General features: G+C 67.8%; 15 protein-coding genes, 1 pseudogene and 1 riboswitch. Of the genes and pseudogenes, 12 read left to right on the top strand and 4 right to left on the bottom strand.

What is annotated here, in order from left to right; translation table 11 throughout:
* The first annotated feature begins 61 nt into the window (after nucleotides 1-61).
* From exbB to AC1DJT_RS00835, 4 genes and pseudogenes are all read left to right on the top strand, one after another.
* Nucleotides 62-1105, top strand: coding sequence for a tonB-system energizer ExbB (exbB, locus tag AC1DJT_RS00850; protein WP_476776619.1), 1044 nt, complete (start codon nucleotides 62-64; stop codon nucleotides 1103-1105).
* Nucleotides 1106-1108: 3 nt separating this feature from the next.
* The gene (gene exbD / locus AC1DJT_RS00845; protein ID WP_441490341.1) at nucleotides 1109-1564 is read left to right on the top strand and encodes a TonB system transport protein ExbD; all 456 of its coding nucleotides are present in this window, start codon (nucleotides 1109-1111) and stop codon (nucleotides 1562-1564) included.
* A complete protein-coding gene (locus AC1DJT_RS00840) occupies nucleotides 1561-2445 on the top strand; it encodes an energy transducer TonB family protein (RefSeq protein WP_441507509.1) in 885 nt (294 codons plus the stop codon). The genes exbD and AC1DJT_RS00840 overlap by 4 nt, the downstream gene beginning before the upstream one ends.
* 185 nt (nucleotides 2446-2630) lie before the next feature.
* Nucleotides 2631-4333, top strand: a pseudogene (locus AC1DJT_RS00835) (ABC transporter ATP-binding protein).
* A gap of 92 nt (nucleotides 4334-4425) precedes the next feature.
* On the opposite strand, the gene AC1DJT_RS00830 reads toward AC1DJT_RS00835, so the two are convergent.
* Nucleotides 4426-5397, bottom strand: coding sequence for a D-2-hydroxyacid dehydrogenase (locus tag AC1DJT_RS00830; RefSeq protein WP_476833344.1), 972 nt, complete (start codon nucleotides 5395-5397; stop codon nucleotides 4426-4428).
* A 76-nt stretch (nucleotides 5398-5473) separates the two neighbouring features.
* Nucleotides 5474-6490 (bottom strand): threonine-phosphate decarboxylase CobD, encoded by a 1017-nt coding sequence (gene cobD, locus AC1DJT_RS00825; protein ID WP_441507506.1) that lies wholly within the window; start codon nucleotides 6488-6490, stop codon nucleotides 5474-5476.
* Nucleotides 6491-6501: 11 nt separating this feature from the next.
* On the opposite strand from cobD, the gene cbiB reads away from it, so the two are divergent.
* Nucleotides 6502-7482 carry an adenosylcobinamide-phosphate synthase CbiB gene (gene cbiB, locus AC1DJT_RS00820; RefSeq protein ID WP_476768309.1) on the top strand — a complete coding sequence of 327 codons (981 nt, stop codon included), beginning with the start codon at nucleotides 6502-6504 and terminating at the stop codon, nucleotides 7480-7482.
* A 103-nt stretch (nucleotides 7483-7585) separates the two neighbouring features.
* Here cbiB and cobO read toward each other — a convergent pair whose 3' ends face one another.
* Nucleotides 7586-8197, bottom strand: coding sequence for a cob(I)yrinic acid a,c-diamide adenosyltransferase (gene cobO / locus AC1DJT_RS00815; protein WP_441507504.1), 612 nt, complete (start codon nucleotides 8195-8197; stop codon nucleotides 7586-7588).
* Between the two features lie 13 nt (nucleotides 8198-8210).
* Entirely contained in the window at nucleotides 8211-8735 is a 525-nt protein-coding gene (gene cobU, locus AC1DJT_RS00810; protein ID WP_441507503.1) for a bifunctional adenosylcobinamide kinase/adenosylcobinamide-phosphate guanylyltransferase, read from the bottom strand.
* A gap of 140 nt (nucleotides 8736-8875) precedes the next feature.
* Nucleotides 8876-9058, top strand: a riboswitch (cobalamin riboswitch).
* Between cobU and AC1DJT_RS00805 the strand changes: the two genes are divergently transcribed.
* The 7 genes from AC1DJT_RS00805 to AC1DJT_RS00775 all read left to right on the top strand — a co-directional run bounded on the left by AC1DJT_RS00805 (nucleotide 9046) and on the right by AC1DJT_RS00775 (nucleotide 16812).
* A complete protein-coding gene (locus AC1DJT_RS00805; protein ID WP_441507502.1) occupies nucleotides 9046-9276 on the top strand; it encodes a CbtB domain-containing protein in 231 nt (76 codons plus the stop codon). Its footprint overlaps the riboswitch before it by 13 nt.
* A gap of 12 nt (nucleotides 9277-9288) precedes the next feature.
* The gene (locus AC1DJT_RS00800) at nucleotides 9289-10029 is read left to right on the top strand and encodes a CbtA family protein (protein ID WP_441507501.1); all 741 of its coding nucleotides are present in this window, start codon (nucleotides 9289-9291) and stop codon (nucleotides 10027-10029) included.
* A gap of 49 nt (nucleotides 10030-10078) precedes the next feature.
* Nucleotides 10079-10468, top strand: coding sequence for a DUF1636 family protein (locus AC1DJT_RS00795; RefSeq protein WP_441490350.1), 390 nt, complete (start codon nucleotides 10079-10081; stop codon nucleotides 10466-10468).
* A gap of 4 nt (nucleotides 10469-10472) precedes the next feature.
* The gene (gene cobW, locus AC1DJT_RS00790; protein ID WP_441507500.1) at nucleotides 10473-11522 is read left to right on the top strand and encodes a cobalamin biosynthesis protein CobW; all 1050 of its coding nucleotides are present in this window, start codon (nucleotides 10473-10475) and stop codon (nucleotides 11520-11522) included.
* Between the two features lie 3 nt (nucleotides 11523-11525).
* Complete coding sequence (cobN, locus tag AC1DJT_RS00785) at nucleotides 11526-14888, top strand: cobaltochelatase subunit CobN (protein ID WP_476833343.1); 3363 nt, start codon at nucleotides 11526-11528, stop codon at nucleotides 14886-14888.
* Nucleotides 14885-16183, top strand: coding sequence for a precorrin-3B synthase (cobG, locus tag AC1DJT_RS00780; protein ID WP_476833342.1), 1299 nt, complete (start codon nucleotides 14885-14887; stop codon nucleotides 16181-16183). Before cobN ends, cobG begins: the two co-directional genes overlap by 4 nt.
* A complete protein-coding gene (locus AC1DJT_RS00775; RefSeq protein ID WP_441507497.1) occupies nucleotides 16180-16812 on the top strand; it encodes a precorrin-8X methylmutase in 633 nt (210 codons plus the stop codon). The genes cobG and AC1DJT_RS00775 overlap by 4 nt, the downstream gene beginning before the upstream one ends.
* Nucleotides 16813-16819 lie beyond the last annotated feature (7 nt).

Below are 16819 nucleotides of genomic sequence, written 5' to 3'. Positions count from 1 at the left end.
ACTATTGCCTACCCTCTTGAAATGAACCGCCCACCATTCTGACAGCAGAGAGCCAACCGGTATGAGTGCCCAGGACGAGCCCCGCCGCAGTACAGCCACGACCACCCTCGCTGGTCGGGCAAAACGCAGCGCAGCGGGCAGCCTGCTGTTGGCACTGTCCCTCACAATTGGCCCCGCAATCGGAACAAGCTTCGCGCAGGCGCCAGCAAGCGCGCCGACCACCCAGCAGCCGGCGCCCCCCCCAGCCGCGACGACCGCGCCTGCGACGCCGGCGCCGAACATGGCCGCAAGCCCGAGCGGCGCCCATGAACAGACGGCTGTTTCCCAGCAACTGCCGGCACCGCAAGCTCCCGCCCCGGTCGCCGCTGCTGCGCTTCCTCATGACCTTTCGCCCTGGGGCATGTTCATGGCGGCGGACATCGTCGTTAAGGCGGTGATGCTCGGGCTTGCCTTCGCATCGCTGGTGACCTGGACGATCTGGCTCGCCAAGAGCCTGGAGCTGATGGCTGCCAAGACCAGGGCGCGGCTGGCCGCACGCCGGCTGGACGAGGCGGACAGCCTCGAGATCGCCGCCGAGAGGATCTCTGCCGGCCATGCACGACGCAGCGTCGTCGCCGAGCTGGTTCAGGCCGCTCGCGATGAAGTCCGCCGTTCGGCTGATCTCTCGGATGACGGCATCAAGGAGCGCGTTGCGATCGCGTTGTCACGGCGCGAGGCGCGTGCCGGCCGGGATATGGCGAAGGGCACCGGCCTGCTCGCGACGATTGGTTCGACCGCCCCCTTTGTCGGCCTGTTCGGCACTGTCTGGGGCATCATGAACTCCTTCATCGGCATCTCGCAGTCGAAGACCACCAATCTCGCCGTGGTCGCGCCCGGCATCGCCGAAGCCCTGCTGGCGACTGCGATCGGCCTCGTCGCGGCGATCCCCGCCGTCATCATCTACAATGTCTTCTCGCGCTCGATCGCAGGCTACCGCGCCGTGCTGTCGGACGCCTCGGGCGACGTCCTGCGCCACCTCTCGCGCGACCTTGAGCGTGCGCGGCGTGCGGCGCAGCGTCCCGGCCGCTCGCTGCATGCGGTGCCGCCGCTGATGTCGGCGGAGTGAACGATGGCCGTTTCGCTCAAGGATCCGCAGGACGGCGATCTGGCTGAGGTCTCCGAGATCAACGTCACACCCTTCATCGACGTGATTCTCGTGCTGCTGATCATCTTCATGGTCGCAGCCCCGCTCTCCACCGTCGATGTCGCCGTCGATCTGCCCGTCTCCAACGCGCAGCCGCAGCCGCGGCCCGAGAAGCCCGTCTTCCTTACCGTGAAGGGCGATCTCTCGCTCGCGCTCGGCAACGACCCCGTCCCGCGCGAAGCGCTGCAGAGTGTCCTCGACCGGCAAACCAGCAGCGACCGTGAGCAGAGAGTCTTCCTGCGCGCCGACGGGACTGTCGCCTATCGCGAGCTGATGGATGTGATGAACCTCCTGCGCAATGCCGGCTATCTGAAGATCGCGCTGGTCGGGCTCGAGGATACGGGCCAGGCGGCCGCGCCGGTCGCGGGTGTGAAGCCATGAAGACCGGGTCTCTCGATGGCAGCGCATCACGACGCCTCTGGCCGGCGCTATTGCGCTGGAGTTCGGCTGGGCTCGTCGTGGTGGCGGCGCATGGCGGTATTGCCTGGCTGGCCTTGAGCTGGCGGCCGGGAGAGGCTGCGGCCGGYGCGCCCGAGCCTGCCGTGATGATCGAGCTTGCGGCGGTTTCCGTTGCGCCCGAGGCCCCCGCTGCCGACCTGCCCCTTGCCCCCCAGGCGACCGAGGCCGAGCCGCCCCCACCAACCCCGGAGCCTGTTCCCGAGCCGGTCAAGGAGCCAGAGCCGCCTCCGGAACCCGAGGTGATACCCGAGCCGGTCCATCTGCCCGAGCCTGAGATCAAGCTGCCCGAACTGCCGCAGCTGCCCGATGCTGCAGCCGTGCTCGCTCCCCCGCCTCCGCCTGCCCCCGAGAAGCCGAAGGTCGTCGAACGCAAGCCGACGCCGCCCAAGCCACGCATCGTGGAGCGCCGCAAGCCGGTCGAGCGCGAGAAGCCACGGGCCAAGGAAGCCGCCGCGCCCCCCGCCTCGGCCGCGCCCGCCGCTGCTCCTTCCTCCGCGCCAACCGGTTCCGCTGCATCGCCCTCCGCCTCGACGGCGTCATGGCGCGGCATGCTGATCGCCCATCTCAATCGCTACAAGCGCTTCCCGGGCGGCGCGCGTCCCGGCACGGTGCAGATTGCCTTCTCGATCGATCGGGGCGGGCGTGTCCTGTCCGCGCGACTCGCCGGTAGCTCCGGCGATGCCACGCTCGATGAGGAGGCCGTCAGCATGATCCGCAGGGCAAGCCCCGTCCCGGCGCCTCCTGCCGGCGTCGGCGGGGGCGGCACGATCTCGCTCGCGGTGCCGGTGCGTTACAATCGCTGACGTGGCCCATCTGGAGTGCGGCGGAGCTCCGGGCCCCGGCTTGGCGATGAGTGATCAGTGCCCGGCCATGCATCGCCGGCATTCCGCTCCGGCACGCCAGAGCCTATAGAAGGGGCCGGCCCCGTTCCGGCCTCTGGACCCGCGGATAATCGTGCGCGATCCGGATTTGAAAAGACATCGTCATCATGCTTCGCCGTTTCTTCGCCTATTACGCACCGCATCGCGGCCTCTTCCTGCTGGATTTTTCCTGCGCAGTGCTGTCGGGCCTGCTGGAGCTCGCCTTCCCGATCGCGGTGAAGTTCTTCATCGACTGGCTGCTGCCCGGCCAGAACTGGGGATTGATCCTCGCCTGCGCCGCCGCACTGCTGGTGATCTACCTGCTCAATAGCGGGCTGATGGCGATCGTGACCTATTGGGGCCACATGCTCGGCATCAATATCGAGACCGAGATGCGGCGGAAGGCGTTCGACCATCTGCAGAAGCTCTCCTTCAGCTTTTTCGACAACCAGAAGACCGGCCATCTCGTGGCCCGCCTCACCAAGGACCTCGAGGAGATCGGAGAGGTCGCGCATCACGGGCCCGAAGACCTGTTCATCGCGATGATGACCCTGTTCGGCGCCTTCGTGCTGATGTTCATGGTCAGCCCCGAGCTTGCGCTCGTCACTGCCGCGATCGTGCCGCTGACCGGCTGGCTGACCGGCCGCTATGGCGGGCGCATGACGCATAACTGGCAGCAGCTCTTCGGGCGGGTCGGCAGCTTCAACGCGCGAATCGAGGAGAATGTCGGCGGCATCCGCGTCGTCCAGGCCTTCGCCAACGAGGAGCACGAGCGGCGGCTCTTCGCCCGTGACAACCAGAACTACCGCCAGACCAAGCTCGATGCCTACCGCATCATGGCGGCTACCATCTCGCTGAGCTATCTCAGCATGCGGCTGACCCAGATGGTGGTGATGGTCGCCGGCAGCTATCTCGTCATCACCGGCAGCCTGAGCCAGGGCGGTTTCGTCGGATTCCTGCTGCTCATCGCCGTGTTCTTCCGACCGATCGAGAAGATCAATTCGGTGATCGAGACCTATCCGAAGGGCATTGCCGGCTTCCGGCGCTATACCGAGTTCCTCGACACCGAGCCTGATATCGCCGACCGACCGAATGCGGTGACTGCGCCGAGACTCTCGGGCGAAATCCGCTATGCGGGCGTTTCGTTCGCATATCAGACCGGCCGCCCCGTGCTCAGCGGCACGACCTGCATATCAAGCCGGGCGAAACGATCGCGTTCGTCGGCCCGTCCGGGGCCGGCAAGACGACGATCTGCTCCCTGCTGCCGCGCTTCTACGAAGTCAGCGGCGGAAGCATCACCATCGACGGCATCGATATCCGCGACATGACGCTGGCCTCGCTGCGCGGGCAGATCGGCATCGTGCAGCAGGATGTCTTCCTCTTCGCCGGCACGATGCGCGAGAACATCGCCTATGGCCGGCTCGAGGCGAGCGAGGCCGAGATCGTCGAGGCCGCGCGGCGCGCGCGGCTCGACGAGGTCATCGCGGCGATGCCCGACGGGCTCGACACCATCATCGGCGAACGCGGGGTCAAGCTTTCGGGCGGGCAGAAGCAGCGCCTCGCCATCGCTCGCATCTTCCTGAGGAATCCGCCGATCCTGATCCTGGACGAGGCGACCTCGGCGCTGGACACGCAAACCGAGCGCGCCATTCAGCAATCGCTTGCGGATCTGTCGCAGGGCCGCACCACGCTGATGATCGCGCATCGTCTCGCGACCATCCGCGATGCCGACCGGATCGTGGTGGTGGATTCGACCGGGATCGCCGAGCAGGGCAGCCATGCCGACCTGGTCAAGGCCGACGGCATCTACCGCCGGCTGCACGAGGCGTAAGCGACCGCCCGGTCAGGTATCGGCCCGAAACCGGGAAGACCGATGCGATCACAGTCAGATCATGGGACCGGACTTCGTTCCGGTTCCATGATCTAAACGATCTGGTTGTGCAACTCCGCGTCGCCACGCGCCAGCCGGTCGAGATTGTCGAGGAGGATGTCGACGACGTTCGTCTCATAGGCGCGCGTCTCGCCGGCGCTGTGCGGGGTGACGATGACGTTCGGCTGCCCCCAGAAGGGCGAGGCCGGTGGGAGCGGCTCGTCATGGAAGCAGTCGAGTCCGGCGCCAGCCAGGCGCCCCGAACCCAGCGCCGCCAGCAGCGCCGCCTCGTCGACGACACGGCCACGCGCAACATTGATCAGGAGAGAGCCCGGACGCATGGCGGCCAGCGCCTCGCTGCCGATCAGTCCTTCGGTCTCGGGCGTCAGCGGGCAGGTCAACGCCACGATATCGGCCTCAGCCAGAACCGTGCCCAGCTTGTCCGTCGCCACAATCGCATCGATGCCTGATACGGGCCGCTCGCTGCGGCGCACACCAATGATGCGCAGACCGAAAGCCGCAGCCAACCTCGCCAAACGCAGGCCGATCCGTCCAAGGCCGACGATGACAAGCGTCTTGCCGCCGAGCTCGTCCTCGCGTCGGGCGCGATCACCGATCATCGGCCGCCAATGCTTTGCCATCTGGTTGTCGCGAGCGAGGTGGATCTGACGGGTAAGGCCCAGGATGAGCGCCATCGCGTGTTCGGCAACGGCGCGCTCATTGCCCCCCTGCGCACTGGTGAGGCGAATGCCGGCCGCGGCGAAGGCGGCCTTGTCGAACTGATCCGTGCCGGCGCTGATCGACTGGACGAAGCGCAGGCGCGGGCAGGCGGCGATCAGCTCGTTGCGCCAGAGTCCGGAGACGACGAGGACATCGGCTTCGGGCGCGCGCGCCTTGAGTTMATCGAGGCTGCGAACCTCAAAGCTCCTCGCGGCGCGCGCCCGCGCGGAGAACTCCGCTCCCAACTGGTAGGCGGCATGCGCGAAGCCGATCGTGAGTTCTCTTTCCTGCGGCCAAGGCTTCATTGCATTCCCCCGTGATGACAAAACCCAGCTTAATCATGCGAAACGGCTCCGTCCCGCCCTTCCATGCATGCGCCCCCTAGGCGGCATCAGGAGGCAGAAAGGATGCCAGAGCAGCGGCGAGCCTCTGCCAGGACGGCTCGTCGCCGGGCAAGCCAAGCCGTAGCCAGCTCGCATTGTTCTGAAAGCGGCGGACATAGATGCCGTCGCGGCCGAGATGGGCGAAGAGTGCCGGTGCGTCCGGCGTCGCCAACAGCCTGAACAGGGAGGTGCCGCCAACGATCACGCCTCGCGACGCCAGCAAGGCATCGAGGCGGGCGGCATCGCTGGCCCGGGCACCGGCGGCCGCCGCGAGCCAGTCCGTGTCACTGAGCGCCTGCGCCCCGATATGAAGCGCCGGCCCCGCGACGGCCCAGGGACCGAGCGCGGCACGCAAGGCCTCCGTCAGGCGCGCCTCGCCGATCGCGAAACCCAGACGCAAGCCGGCAAGCCCGTAAGTCTTGCCAAAGGAGCGCAGGATCAGCGTCGCCGGTGGCAGCTCGGGGATCAGGCTCGCCTCGGGCATGAAATCGATGAAGGCCTCGTCGATGACGAGCAACCCGCCTCGTCCGGCCAGGTCACGCGCAACCGCCGTGAGTTGCGCGCGCTCAATCACCCGCCCATCGGGATTGTTCGGGTTGACCAGCACGACCACGCCCGCATCGCCCGCCTCCGCGGGCGTTGCGCTCTCCCGCACGTCCATCCCCGCCTTGCGCCAGGCCACCGCATGTTCGGCATAGGTCGGGCCGATCACGACGACTGGCCCGGTGTTCGCAAGACACGGCAGCAGTTCGATCAGGATCTGAGTGCCGGGCGCCGCGACGATGCCGGCCGTCTCGGGCACCCGGTACGTCTCGCGTGCCGCAGCGAGCAATGCCGCCTCGTCCCGCACTCCCGGCAGGCGCTGCCAGAGGCTTAACGGCAGCGCAGGAACCGGATAGGGGATGGGATTGATCCCGGTCGAAAGATCGATCCATGGCTCGGGCGCCTCCGGGAACAGCGCCTTCGCCTGTGCCAGATCGCCGCCATGCCAGACCTTGCCTGCCGCCTCAGCCATTCCCGCCCCGCATGAGCCTGTCCGATTCCCTACCGCTCCTCGCCGCCGCCCTGATCATCGAGGCGGGATTCGGCTACCCCCAGGGCTTGTATGCGCTGATCGGCCATCCCGTCACCTGGATCGGTGCGCTGATCTCCCGGCTCGACCGGATGCTCAATCGCGAGCGCGCCTCCTTCATCGTGCGCAAGGCGGCCGGCGGCCTCGCCCTCGCGCTGCTGCTTGCCGCCACATTCGCCATCTCATGGGGGCTGACCCTGCTCTGCCGCGGCCTCGGCCCGCTGGGCTGGCTGCCCCTCGCGCTCGTCGCCTCCAGCCTCATCGCACAGCGCAGCCTGCACGAGCATGTCGCACGGGTCGCCGAAGGACTGGAGCGGGACGGGCTCAAAGGCGGACGCATCGCCGTTTCGATGATTGTCGGCCGCAACCCCGAAACCCTCGACGAAGCCGGAGTTTCCCGCGCCGCAATCGAAAGCCTTGCCGAGAATTTCTCGGACGGGATCGTCGCTCCGGCTTTCTGGCTCGGCGTCGGCGGCCTGCCGGGCGGCGCGCTCTACAAGGCGATCAATACCGCCGATTCGATGATCGGCCACAAGACACCGCGCCACCTCGCCTTCGGCTGGGCGGCGGCGCGTCTCGACGACCTCGTCAACCTTCCCGCCTCTCGCCTCACCGCGCTGCTGCTGACCGCAGCCGCCGCACTCGACAAAACGTCAGACCCCGCCAATGCGTGGCGAGCTGTCCGACGCGATGCCCGCCATCATCGTTCGCCCAATGCCGGTTGGCCGGAAGCCGCGATGGCAGGTGCGCTCGGCCTCCGGCTGGCGGGCCCGCGCGTCTATGGCGATGTCAGGGTCGACGACGGGTGGATGGGGGACGGCCGGGCCGAAGCGGAAGCGGCGGATATCCGGCGGGCGCTCGCTCTCTATCGGAGGGCGTGTCTGCTGCTGTGGGGGCTCGCCGTTGCGGGGGCCGTCACCGCGCTCGCCCTCTAGTTCATCGGACCGGGCATCGCATCGGGAACGACGATCTCACCTTCTGTGTTTGCTTCGACTTTCCCGAAAGCTGCGATCCACGTTTCGGGTCGATGCCCTGGCCTCAGAACTCGATCCCGGCCTGTGCCTTCACGCCCGCCGCGAAGTGATGCTTGACCACCGTCATCTCGGTGACGAGGTCTGCGACGGCGATCAACTCGGGCTTGGCATTGCGGCCGGTGACGACGATGTGCAGATCAGGGCGCCGGCTCGCCAATGTCTCGACCACCTCCGCCAGCGGCAGATAGTCGTAGCGCAGCGCGATATTGAGTTCGTCGAGCACGAGCAGGCGTATCTCCGGATCGTCCATCAACGCCTTGGCCTTGGCGAAGGCGCGCCCGGCGGCAGCGATGTCGCGGGCCTTGTCCTGCGTTTCCCAGGTGAAGCCTTCGCCCATCGTGTGCCAGACGATGCGATCGCCGAAGGCGTCGAGCGCCTTGCGTTCACCTGTCGCCCAGGCGCCCTTGATGAACTGCACCACCCCGACGCGCCAGTCATGGCCGAGAGCCCGCAGGATCAATCCGAAGGCGGCGGTCGACTTGCCCTTGCCTGGCCCCGTATTGACGATCAGGAGTCCCTTTTCGATCGTCTTGGCGGCGACCTCGGCATCCTGCACCGCCTTGCGCTTTTCCATCTTGGCCTTGTGGCGGGCGGCCTCGTCAGCATCGATCGTCATCGGAACCTCCTGCTCATTTCACCTGCATCGGCAGACCGGCGACCATGAAGATCACCCGGTCGGCCCGCGCCGCAAGCATCTGGTGCAACCGCCCCGCCTCGTCGCGGAACCGTCGGGCGAGCGCATTCTCGGGCACGATACCGAGCCCGACCTCGTTGGAAACCAGGACCACCGGGCCACGTGCCGAAACGCAGGCCTCGACCAGTTCCCGGCTTGCAGCCGCCACATCCTGCTCTGCCAGTATCACGTTGGTCAGCCAGAGCGTCAGGCAGTCCACCAGGGCAGGTTGCCCCGCGGGAACCGCGCGGATCGCCTGCGCCAGGGCCAGCGGCGCATCGATGGTCATCCAATCCTGCGACCGGCGGGCGCGGTGCTCGGCAATCCGGGCGCGCATCTCATCGTCATAGGCCTGCGCCGTGGCGAGATAGATCCAGGGCGCCGGCACCATCTCGATCAGGGCCTCGGCATGGCGGCTCTTGCCGGAGCGGGCGCCGCCCAGAACGAGGGTAAGAGGGGAAAGGATCGCTGCCACTGCCAAAATCTCAACCCAGGGAAGATCAGCCTAAGGAACGGACCTGGCGAGCGAAGCGAAACAAGCCGGGACAGGCCATCAGAGATCACATCGCTTCACTGCGCTCGCAATCACGATCGCTGCATTGCACAGCACCGTGCAGATGGCTAATGATCATCCCCGACGGTGCCTCTGCAAGGAGGTGAAAAGGGAACGCGGTGCGATACCGCGGCTGCCCCCGCAACTGTAAGCGGCGAGTTTCGCGCCATCGGCCACTGGGATTGTCCCGGGAAGGCGGCGAGAGATCCGGACCCGCGAGCCAGGAGACCTGCCGTCGATGAGTGATGCAATCCAGCGGGCTGCCGGCGGGGTGGCCAAGGAGACCGAGATGACGACGAATACGGCTTCGATCACCACCCAGGCCAGCGCATCCGAGCGCGTCAAGGCTGTCGCAGCTGCCCTGGCACTCGGCGCAGCCCTGATCTTCACCGTCGGCTTCGCCCATTCGACCAGCGTTCACAACGCAGCCCACGACACGCGCCACACCCTCGCCTTTCCCTGCCACTGAGGGAAAGGCAACATGGTCAATCGTGTTCTCACGGTCAGTCTTCTGGCCGGGCTTCTTGCTGGGCTCCTGGTCGCAGCACTCCAGCATGTCACCACCACGCCGCTGATCCTCAAGGCGGAAACCTTTGAGACGGCGTTGCGCGCAGCCGAGCTTCAGCACGCCAGCTTCACCGGCGATGCCAGGATCGTCCTTGCCCATGGCGGCGCCGACGCAGCCGACCACGCCGAGTGGAAGCCACAGGACGGCTTGCAGCGCACGGCCTTCACCACCATCGTCACCATTGCGACCGCGATCGGCTTTGCCGCCCTGCTGCTCGGCGGCATGATCGCAGCGGGCGATGCCATCACTGAACGGACCGCACTGATCTGGGCGGCTTGCGGCTTCCTGGCCTTCGGCCTCGTGCCGGCGACCGGGCTCGCACCGGAATTGCCCGGCAGCGCGTCAGCCGAACTGCTCCACCGCCAGACCTGGTGGATCGCCACCGCGCTCGTCACCGCCGGCGGCCTCTGGGTCTTCCTGCGGACGGAGGCGAGCTGGCTGCGGGCACTTGCCGTGCTTGCCATGCTCGTCCCGCATCTGATCGGCGCACCACATCCCGCCGCCCCGGAGAGCAAGGTCCCGGCCGAAATCGCAGCGCATTTCGCCGCGCTCTCGCTCGCGCTCCAGGCTGCCCTCTGGCTCGCTACCGGCTTTGCCGTCGGCGTGCTCTGGCCCTGGGCGACGCGCCGTGCCGCAGCCCCGGCCAAGGCCTGACGCTGAGCGCGATCCCCCGGGATCGCGCCGGAAGCAAAGGAACCGGCCTATGCCCGAAGGCGATGTCACCATTTTCGTCTGCGTCGCCTGCCGGCGCGCGCGGGCGGACCTGCCGGAGGGTTACGACCAGCCCGGACTGGGTTTTGCCGAGGCGCTGCGCGAACGCATCGCGCGCGACGGCGGGACGCTTCCGGTCGAACCCGTYGACTGCCTCGCGGTCTGCAATCGCCCCTGCACCGTCGCCTTGGCGGCCGACGGCAAATGGACCTATCTGATCGGCGATCTCGACGCAGACACCCATATCGCCGAAATCGTTGACGCAGCTGCAAGCTTTGCAGCCAGCGCAAACGGTATCGTTCCCTGGAAAGAAAGACCCGCTTCGTTCCGCAAGGGCGTGGTCGCGCGCGTACCGCCTCTCCCGGCGCGCCAACAAGGATGAGATCATGAACGCTCCCCAAGCCCGCTCGCTGGGCAAGATCCCCTGCACGATCATCACCGGCTTCCTCGGGGCCGGAAAGACCACACTGGTGCGGCACCTGCTGGAGAATGCAGGGGGCAAGCGCATCGCCGTGCTGGTCAATGAGTTCGGCGATCTCGGCTTCGACGGTTCCTTCATCGACGGCTGCGGCATTTCCGGCTGCACCGCGGAGGACATCGTCGAGCTGCCGAATGGCTGCATCTGCTGCACCGTCGCCGACGACTTCGTGCCAGCGCTGGAAAAGCTGCTCGACCGGCCGAACCCGCCGGAACACATCCTGATCGAGACCTCGGGGCTTGCCCTGCCGAAGCCGCTGGTCAACGCGTTCAATTGGCCGGCCATTCGGTCACGTGTCACGGTCGATGGTGTCATCGCCGTGGTCGATGGTCCGGCCGTGGCGGATGGCCAGTTCGCGGATGATCCCGCCGCTCTCGCTGCGCAGGCGGCGCAGGATGCCGCGGTCGGGCACGACAACCCGCTCGAAGAAGTGTTCGAGGACCAGATCCTCTGCGCCGACCTGATCCTGCTCAACAAGAGCGACCTCGTCGATGCGGCCGGCCGCGAACGCGTCAAGGCCGAGATCGCCGCGCATCTGCCGAAGGCGATCAAGATCGTCGAGACGGCCCATGGCAAGGTCGAGCCCGCCCTGATTATTGGCCTCAACGCGGCTGCCGAGGCCGATCTCGCTGGACGCCCCTCTCACCATGAGAGCGCCGAGGACCACGACCACGACGATTTCGAAAGCCTCGATTTCGCTCTCGCCGCGGCGACATCGCCCGAGGAGCTGGCGGCCCGCGTTGCCAGGGCCGCGGAGGCCGAGGGCGTGCTGCGCCTGAAGGGTTTTTCGGCGATTCCCGGTAAGCCGATGCGGCTCGTCGTCCAGGGTGTCGGGCGTCGGGTCAGCCATCATTACGACCGCGCCTGGGCGGCCGGCGAAGCCAAGGATGGTCGCCTCGTGGTGATTGGCCTGAAGGGCTTTGATCGCAAGTCCGTGGAGGCCGCCCTCGCGGGCTGAGCCATGCACCTCCTCCCCTCAAGCGAGATCAGGCTTGACGACGGCGAAGACGCCGTCGATCTCGCCCTGCCGCCAGGGGATGTGCTGGTGCTCTCCTTCGCCGACAGCGACCTTTCGGCGCTGACGGCCGCGGCCGGCGCAAGCGAGCTCGCCGTCAGGCTCGCCTCGCTGCGCCGGCTGAAACACCCGCTCTCCGTCGATTTTCTCGTCGAGAAGACGGTGGCGCATTCGCGCTTCGTGCTGATCCGCTGTCTCGGCGGGCTGGACTACTGGCGTTACGGCATCGAGCAGCATGCGGAAATCTGCCGAYGGGGCGGGATACCGCTCGTCGTGCTGCCCGGCGACGACCGGCCTGATGAGCGGCTGGCCGAGTACGGCACCGTCGAACCGCATTTCGCGGCGGAGCTTCTCGCCTATTTCCGCGCCGGCGGCGGTGCGGAGAATATGCACCGGCTGCTTGGACGGGTGGATGCGTTCCTTCGCCGCGAAAGCGATGCTTCGGACCTCGCGCCCACTCCCTTGCCCGCGYTCTTCGCCCTTGGTGCGGGCGGTGCTCCGCTCGCATGGCGTGAAGCGCTCTCACAGCGCCCCGTCGCGAACGCGCTAGTCCCGATCCTGGTCTATCGCTCCAGCGTCGCCGCCGGAGACACCGCCATGGCGGAGGCGATCGCAGAGGCGCTGAGTGCGCGCGGCCATGCCCCGTTGATTCTGGCCCTTACGAGCTTGAAGGACCCGGCCGTCACCGGCGAACTTGCGGCCCTGATCGCCGCGCGCAAGCCCGCCGCCATCATCACCACCACCGCGTTCTCGGCCCGCAACAGCGCCGATTTCGTGCTGGACACCGCCGATTGCCCGATCCTGCAGGCCGTGCCGGTCGGCAGCCCGCGCGACGCCTGGGAGGCCTCGCCGCGCGGGCTTTCCGGGGCCGACCTCGCCATGCAGGTGGCGCTGCCTGAATTCGACGGACGGTTGGGGGCGCTGCCCGTCGCCTTCAAGGCCGAGATGACGGACAGCAGGACCGGCCTGACGAGCCGCCGGTTGGTTCCTGATCGCGATGGTGTCGCCGCCCTTGCCGATCTCGCCTCAGGCTGGATCGCGCTGGCCGGCAAGCCGGCTGCCGAGCGCAACCTCGCCCTGGTCATGTCCGACTACCCGGCGCGCGGAGGACGGGCCGGCTTTGCAGTCGGGCTCGATACCCCAGCCAGCGTCGGGGCCATTTGCGAACTGCTGGCGCAGACCGGATACGATGTCGGCCCCTCCGCGCAGAGTGTCATCCCGGACGAGCCAAGGCAGAGCCGGGACGGTCACCTTGCTCATGGTGACGACACGCGTTTGATGCAGGCGCTGACTGAAGGGCCAGCAGAGTTTGCAGTCCCGCTCGCCGATTATCACGCCTGGCTCGGCGCCATTCCCGGCGCGGCAGGCGCGGCACTCATCGCGGCCCATGGCGAACCTGAGGCGGATCGTGACTGCGATGGCTCGGCCTTCCGTTTCCGTGTGGTCCGCAATGGCCGTCTCACCATCGCGCTGCAGCCCGCTCGCGACACGACGCCCGACCGCAAGCTGCGCTATCACGATCCCGATGCGCCGCCGGGCCATGCCTATCTCGCCTTCTATCTCGGCCTCCGGCGGATTGCCGATGCCGACGCACTGATCCATCTCGGTACGCATGGCACGACCGAGTGGCTGCCGGGCAAGGCGGTGGCTCTTTCAGCGAGCTGCTGGCCTCGGCTTGCGGTTGGCGGCCTGCCGGTGATCTACCCCTATGTCGTCGATGACCCCGGTGAGGCGGCCCCTGCCAAGCGCCGGCTTTCGGCCGTGACGCTCGGCCATCTCCCACCCGAACTGGTGCATGTGGATGCAGCCGGCGAAGTGGCTCTGCTGCGTGATCTCGTCGAGGAGTTTTCGCAAGCGCAGGTCCTCGATCCGCGCCGCGCCGAGATCGTCGCCCGTGAAATCCGCGGGCGAGCCGAAGCAAGCGGGCTGGCGGAAGCCTGCGGTGTCACGCCCGATCTCGACATGGCGAGCGCACTGAGCCAGCTCGACGCGCATCTCTGCGACATCGCCGAACTGCCCTTCCGGGATGGGCTGCATGTCTTCGGGCGGGCTGCGCACGATCCCGCGTCATCCCGCAACGAGCGCGACAACTTGCTGCGCGCTCTGGCCGGGCGGTTCGTTCCGCCCGGCCCTGCCGGCTCGCCGCATCGCGGGCAAAGCGATGTGCTGCCGACCGGCCGCAACCTCTCGACGCTCGATCCGCGCGCGATCCCGACCCGGGCCGCCGCGCGCCTCGGCTCGCGCGCCGCGGCGTCGCTGATCGCACGCCATCTCCAGGACCACGGCGATTATCCACGCCGGATCGTGATGGATCTCTGGGCCTCGCCCACTCTGCGTTCCGGTGGCGAGGACATCGCACATGCGCTTGCCCTGATGGGCGTCGCGCCGCTCTGGGATCACGCCTCGACGCGAGTGACCGGATTTTCCGTCATTCCCCTGGCCAAGCTCGATCACCCGCGCATCGACGTCACCATCCGTATCTCCGGCGCCTTCCGCGACACATTCCCAGGTCAGATCGCACTGCTCGACGCCGCTGCGCGCGCCGTAGCAGTGCTGGACGAAGCCGATGAATGGAACGAGCCTGCTGCAGCCCGCCGGCGCGGCGAAGACGCCGCACGCATCTTCGGCCCGGCACCCGGCCGCTTCGGCGCGGCCATGGCCGACCGCGCGCTCGACGGGCAATGGGAGAGCCGCGGCGAGCTTGGCGCCGCCTATCTCGCGGCCAGCGATCATGCCTTCGGTGGTACGGAGGGCCTTGCCAGCGCCGATCCCGGCTTCGCGCGTCGCGTCGCCTCGGCAAGCGCCTTCGTTCATGTCAGCGACACGGCGGGGCGCGACATTCTCGAAGCGACCAGCGCGGCCGATGTGATCGGCGGTTTTGCCGCGGCAGCGCAGGCGCTCGGCAGCGAGGCCGCACTCTACAGTCTCGACAGCTCCAACCCGGAAGCGCCGAAAACGCGCACCCTGGCCGAGGACATTGCGCGCATCGTCCATGGCCGGCTCTGCCACCCGCGCTGGATTGCGGGCCAGCTTGCCCATGGCTGGCGCGGCGCGGCCGAACTTGCCGAGACCGTCGACACACTCTTCGTCTATGCGGCCAGCACAGACGCGGCCTCGGACGGACTGTTCGACGCCGTATTCCAGGCCTATTGCGCGGATCCGGCCATCTGGAGCGCGCTGGAACAGGCCAATGCGCCCGCGGCTGCCTCGATCCGCGCGCGGCTGACGGAAGCCGAGCGGCGCGGCCTCTGGCAGACCCGGCGCAATTCCGTGGCCGCCTTCCTCGCCAGCAAGGACGCGGCGGAATGACCGCCCCGACGCAAGAAGCGCTCCGGCGCGGCTGGTGCCCGAGCACGCTCCGGCCGATGGAAACCGGGGACGGCTGGCTCGTGCGGCTGCACCCGCCGGGCGGGCAGATGCAGCCCGCACAATTGCGACGCGTGGCGGATCTGGCCGAAGAGACGGGCAATGGCCTCGTCGAGATTTCCAGCCGCGGCAATCTCCAGATCAGGGGTGTGCGGCAGGAGGCCCATCCCGCCCTTGTCGAGGCCTTGCTCGCGGAGCGGCTCGTCGACGAAGCCGGCGGGCCCGGGCCGCAGCGCCTGGTGCTCACCTCACCGCTCGCCGGGCAGGATCCGAGCGACCTGATCGATGCCGCCATTCTGGCCGCATCCCTGGAACGTCAGGGGCGCGCCATCTCAGGGTTGCCGCCCAAGACCAGCGTCATCGTCGATGGCGGCGGCGAGCTCGCACTCGATGGCTTTGCCGGCGATCTGCGCGTGGTTGCGATTGACCAGGGTTCCGTCGTGATCGGCCTGCCGCAAGGCGGCTGGTTTKGCCCGGTCGCATCCGGTGATGCAGGCGCCGTGACGGCAGGGCTGTTGCAGGGCTTTGCGGCATACCGGCGGGCCGAGGCTGACAGGATCCATCGCCTGCGTGATCTCGACCACGACCAGATTAGCGCGCTGACCGAGGCCCGCTCGATAGCGCCGGCCGGTGCGCCGGCGGCTCGCTCCGCGCCGAGGCGGGTCGGGCTCTTCGCGTTGCGCGCCTCCCGTTTTGCCCTGATCGCTGGGCTGCCGTTCGGCCGCTCGGACACTCGGACATTGTCGCGGCTATGCGAGGCCGCCGGCGCGCATGGCGTCAGCGAAATCCGCTTTTCGCCCTGGCGCGGGCTGGCTTTCCTGGGCCTCGAGCACGATGCCGCCGCGAGCCTCGCCGCACGATGCGAGGCACTGGGGCTGATCACCCGCGACGCCGATCCACGGCTTGCAGTGCAGGCATGCTCCGGCAAGCCGGCCTGCCTGCGCGGCGAGACGCAGACGATGGGCGATGCCGCAGTCCTGGCCGAAGCGGCAGCCTCGCTCCTTGCTGCTGGCCTCAGCCTGCATCTATCGGCCTGCGTCAAATCCTGCGCGCAATCAGGCCCCGCCGACCTCACGCTGGTCGGGCATGACGGCCGCTATGACGTCGTCATCGGCGGAACGACGCGGGACAAGCCGATGGCGAGGCTTGACCTTTCGCAGATTGTGCAGCGTCTGCAGCCGGGACAGGACATTCACACCCGCCTGACCGCAGGCCGGTTTTCAGGACCACAGGTTTGAACACGCGCTACGACTATATCCGCGAGGGTGATGCGATCTATGAGCGCTCCTTCGCCATCATCCGGGCCGAGGCCGACCTCTCCCGCTTCTCAGGCGCGGCCGCCCGCGTGGTGGTACGCATGATCCATGCCTGCGGCATGACCGACCTGCCGCGCGATGTCGAGATGTCAGCCGATTTCACGGATGCGGCGGAGGCTGCGCTGCGCGCCGGCGCTCCGATCCTGTGCGACGCCAAGATGGTCGCGAACGGCGTGACCCGCGCCCGTTTGCAGGCCAGCAACGCAGTGATTTGCACGCTGGACCAGGCTGAGGTGCCGGCACTGGCCAAACAGGCCGGCACAACGCGCTCGGCCGCGGCCATGGAGCTGTGGCGGCCGCATCTCGCGGGAGCCTTGGTCGTCGTCGGCAATGCCCCGACCTCGCTTTTCCGGCTGCTCGAAATGTTCGATGCCGGTGCGCCAAAACCGGCAGCCGTGATCGGCATCCCGGTCGGTTTCGTCGGTGCAGCCGAATCGAAGCAGGCGCTGGCACAGGACGGCCGCGTGCCCTTCCTTGTCGTGCATGGGCGCCGCGGCGGCTCTGCGATGGCGGCCGCTGCCGTCAACGCCCTGGCGCAAGAGAAGGAGTGAGCCGGTG

The sequence above is a fragment of the Allobosea sp. 05T422_2 genome, from assembly GCF_056396265.1.
This window is presented reverse-complemented; position numbering and strand designations above follow the sequence as displayed.

Excerpts from the sequence above, each read along its gene's own strand:
- exbB (WP_476776619.1), top strand. The coding sequence starts at position 62 with ATGAGTGCCCAGGACGAGCCCCGCCGCAGTACAGCCACGACCACCCTC.
- AC1DJT_RS00800 (WP_441507501.1), top strand. The coding sequence starts at position 9,289 with ATGGTCAATCGTGTTCTCACGGTCAGTCTTCTGGCCGGGCTTCTTGCT.
- cobO (WP_441507504.1), bottom strand. The coding sequence starts at position 8,197 with ATGACGATCGATGCTGACGAGGCCGCCCGCCACAAGGCCAAGATGGAA.
- cbiB (WP_476768309.1), top strand. The coding sequence starts at position 6,502 with ATGAGCCTGTCCGATTCCCTACCGCTCCTCGCCGCCGCCCTGATCATC.
- cobD (WP_441507506.1), bottom strand. The coding sequence starts at position 6,490 with ATGGCTGAGGCGGCAGGCAAGGTCTGGCATGGCGGCGATCTGGCACAG.
- AC1DJT_RS00805 (WP_441507502.1), top strand. The coding sequence starts at position 9,046 with ATGAGTGATGCAATCCAGCGGGCTGCCGGCGGGGTGGCCAAGGAGACC.
- exbD (WP_441490341.1), top strand. The coding sequence starts at position 1,109 with ATGGCCGTTTCGCTCAAGGATCCGCAGGACGGCGATCTGGCTGAGGTC.
- cobW (WP_441507500.1), top strand. The coding sequence starts at position 10,473 with ATGAACGCTCCCCAAGCCCGCTCGCTGGGCAAGATCCCCTGCACGATC.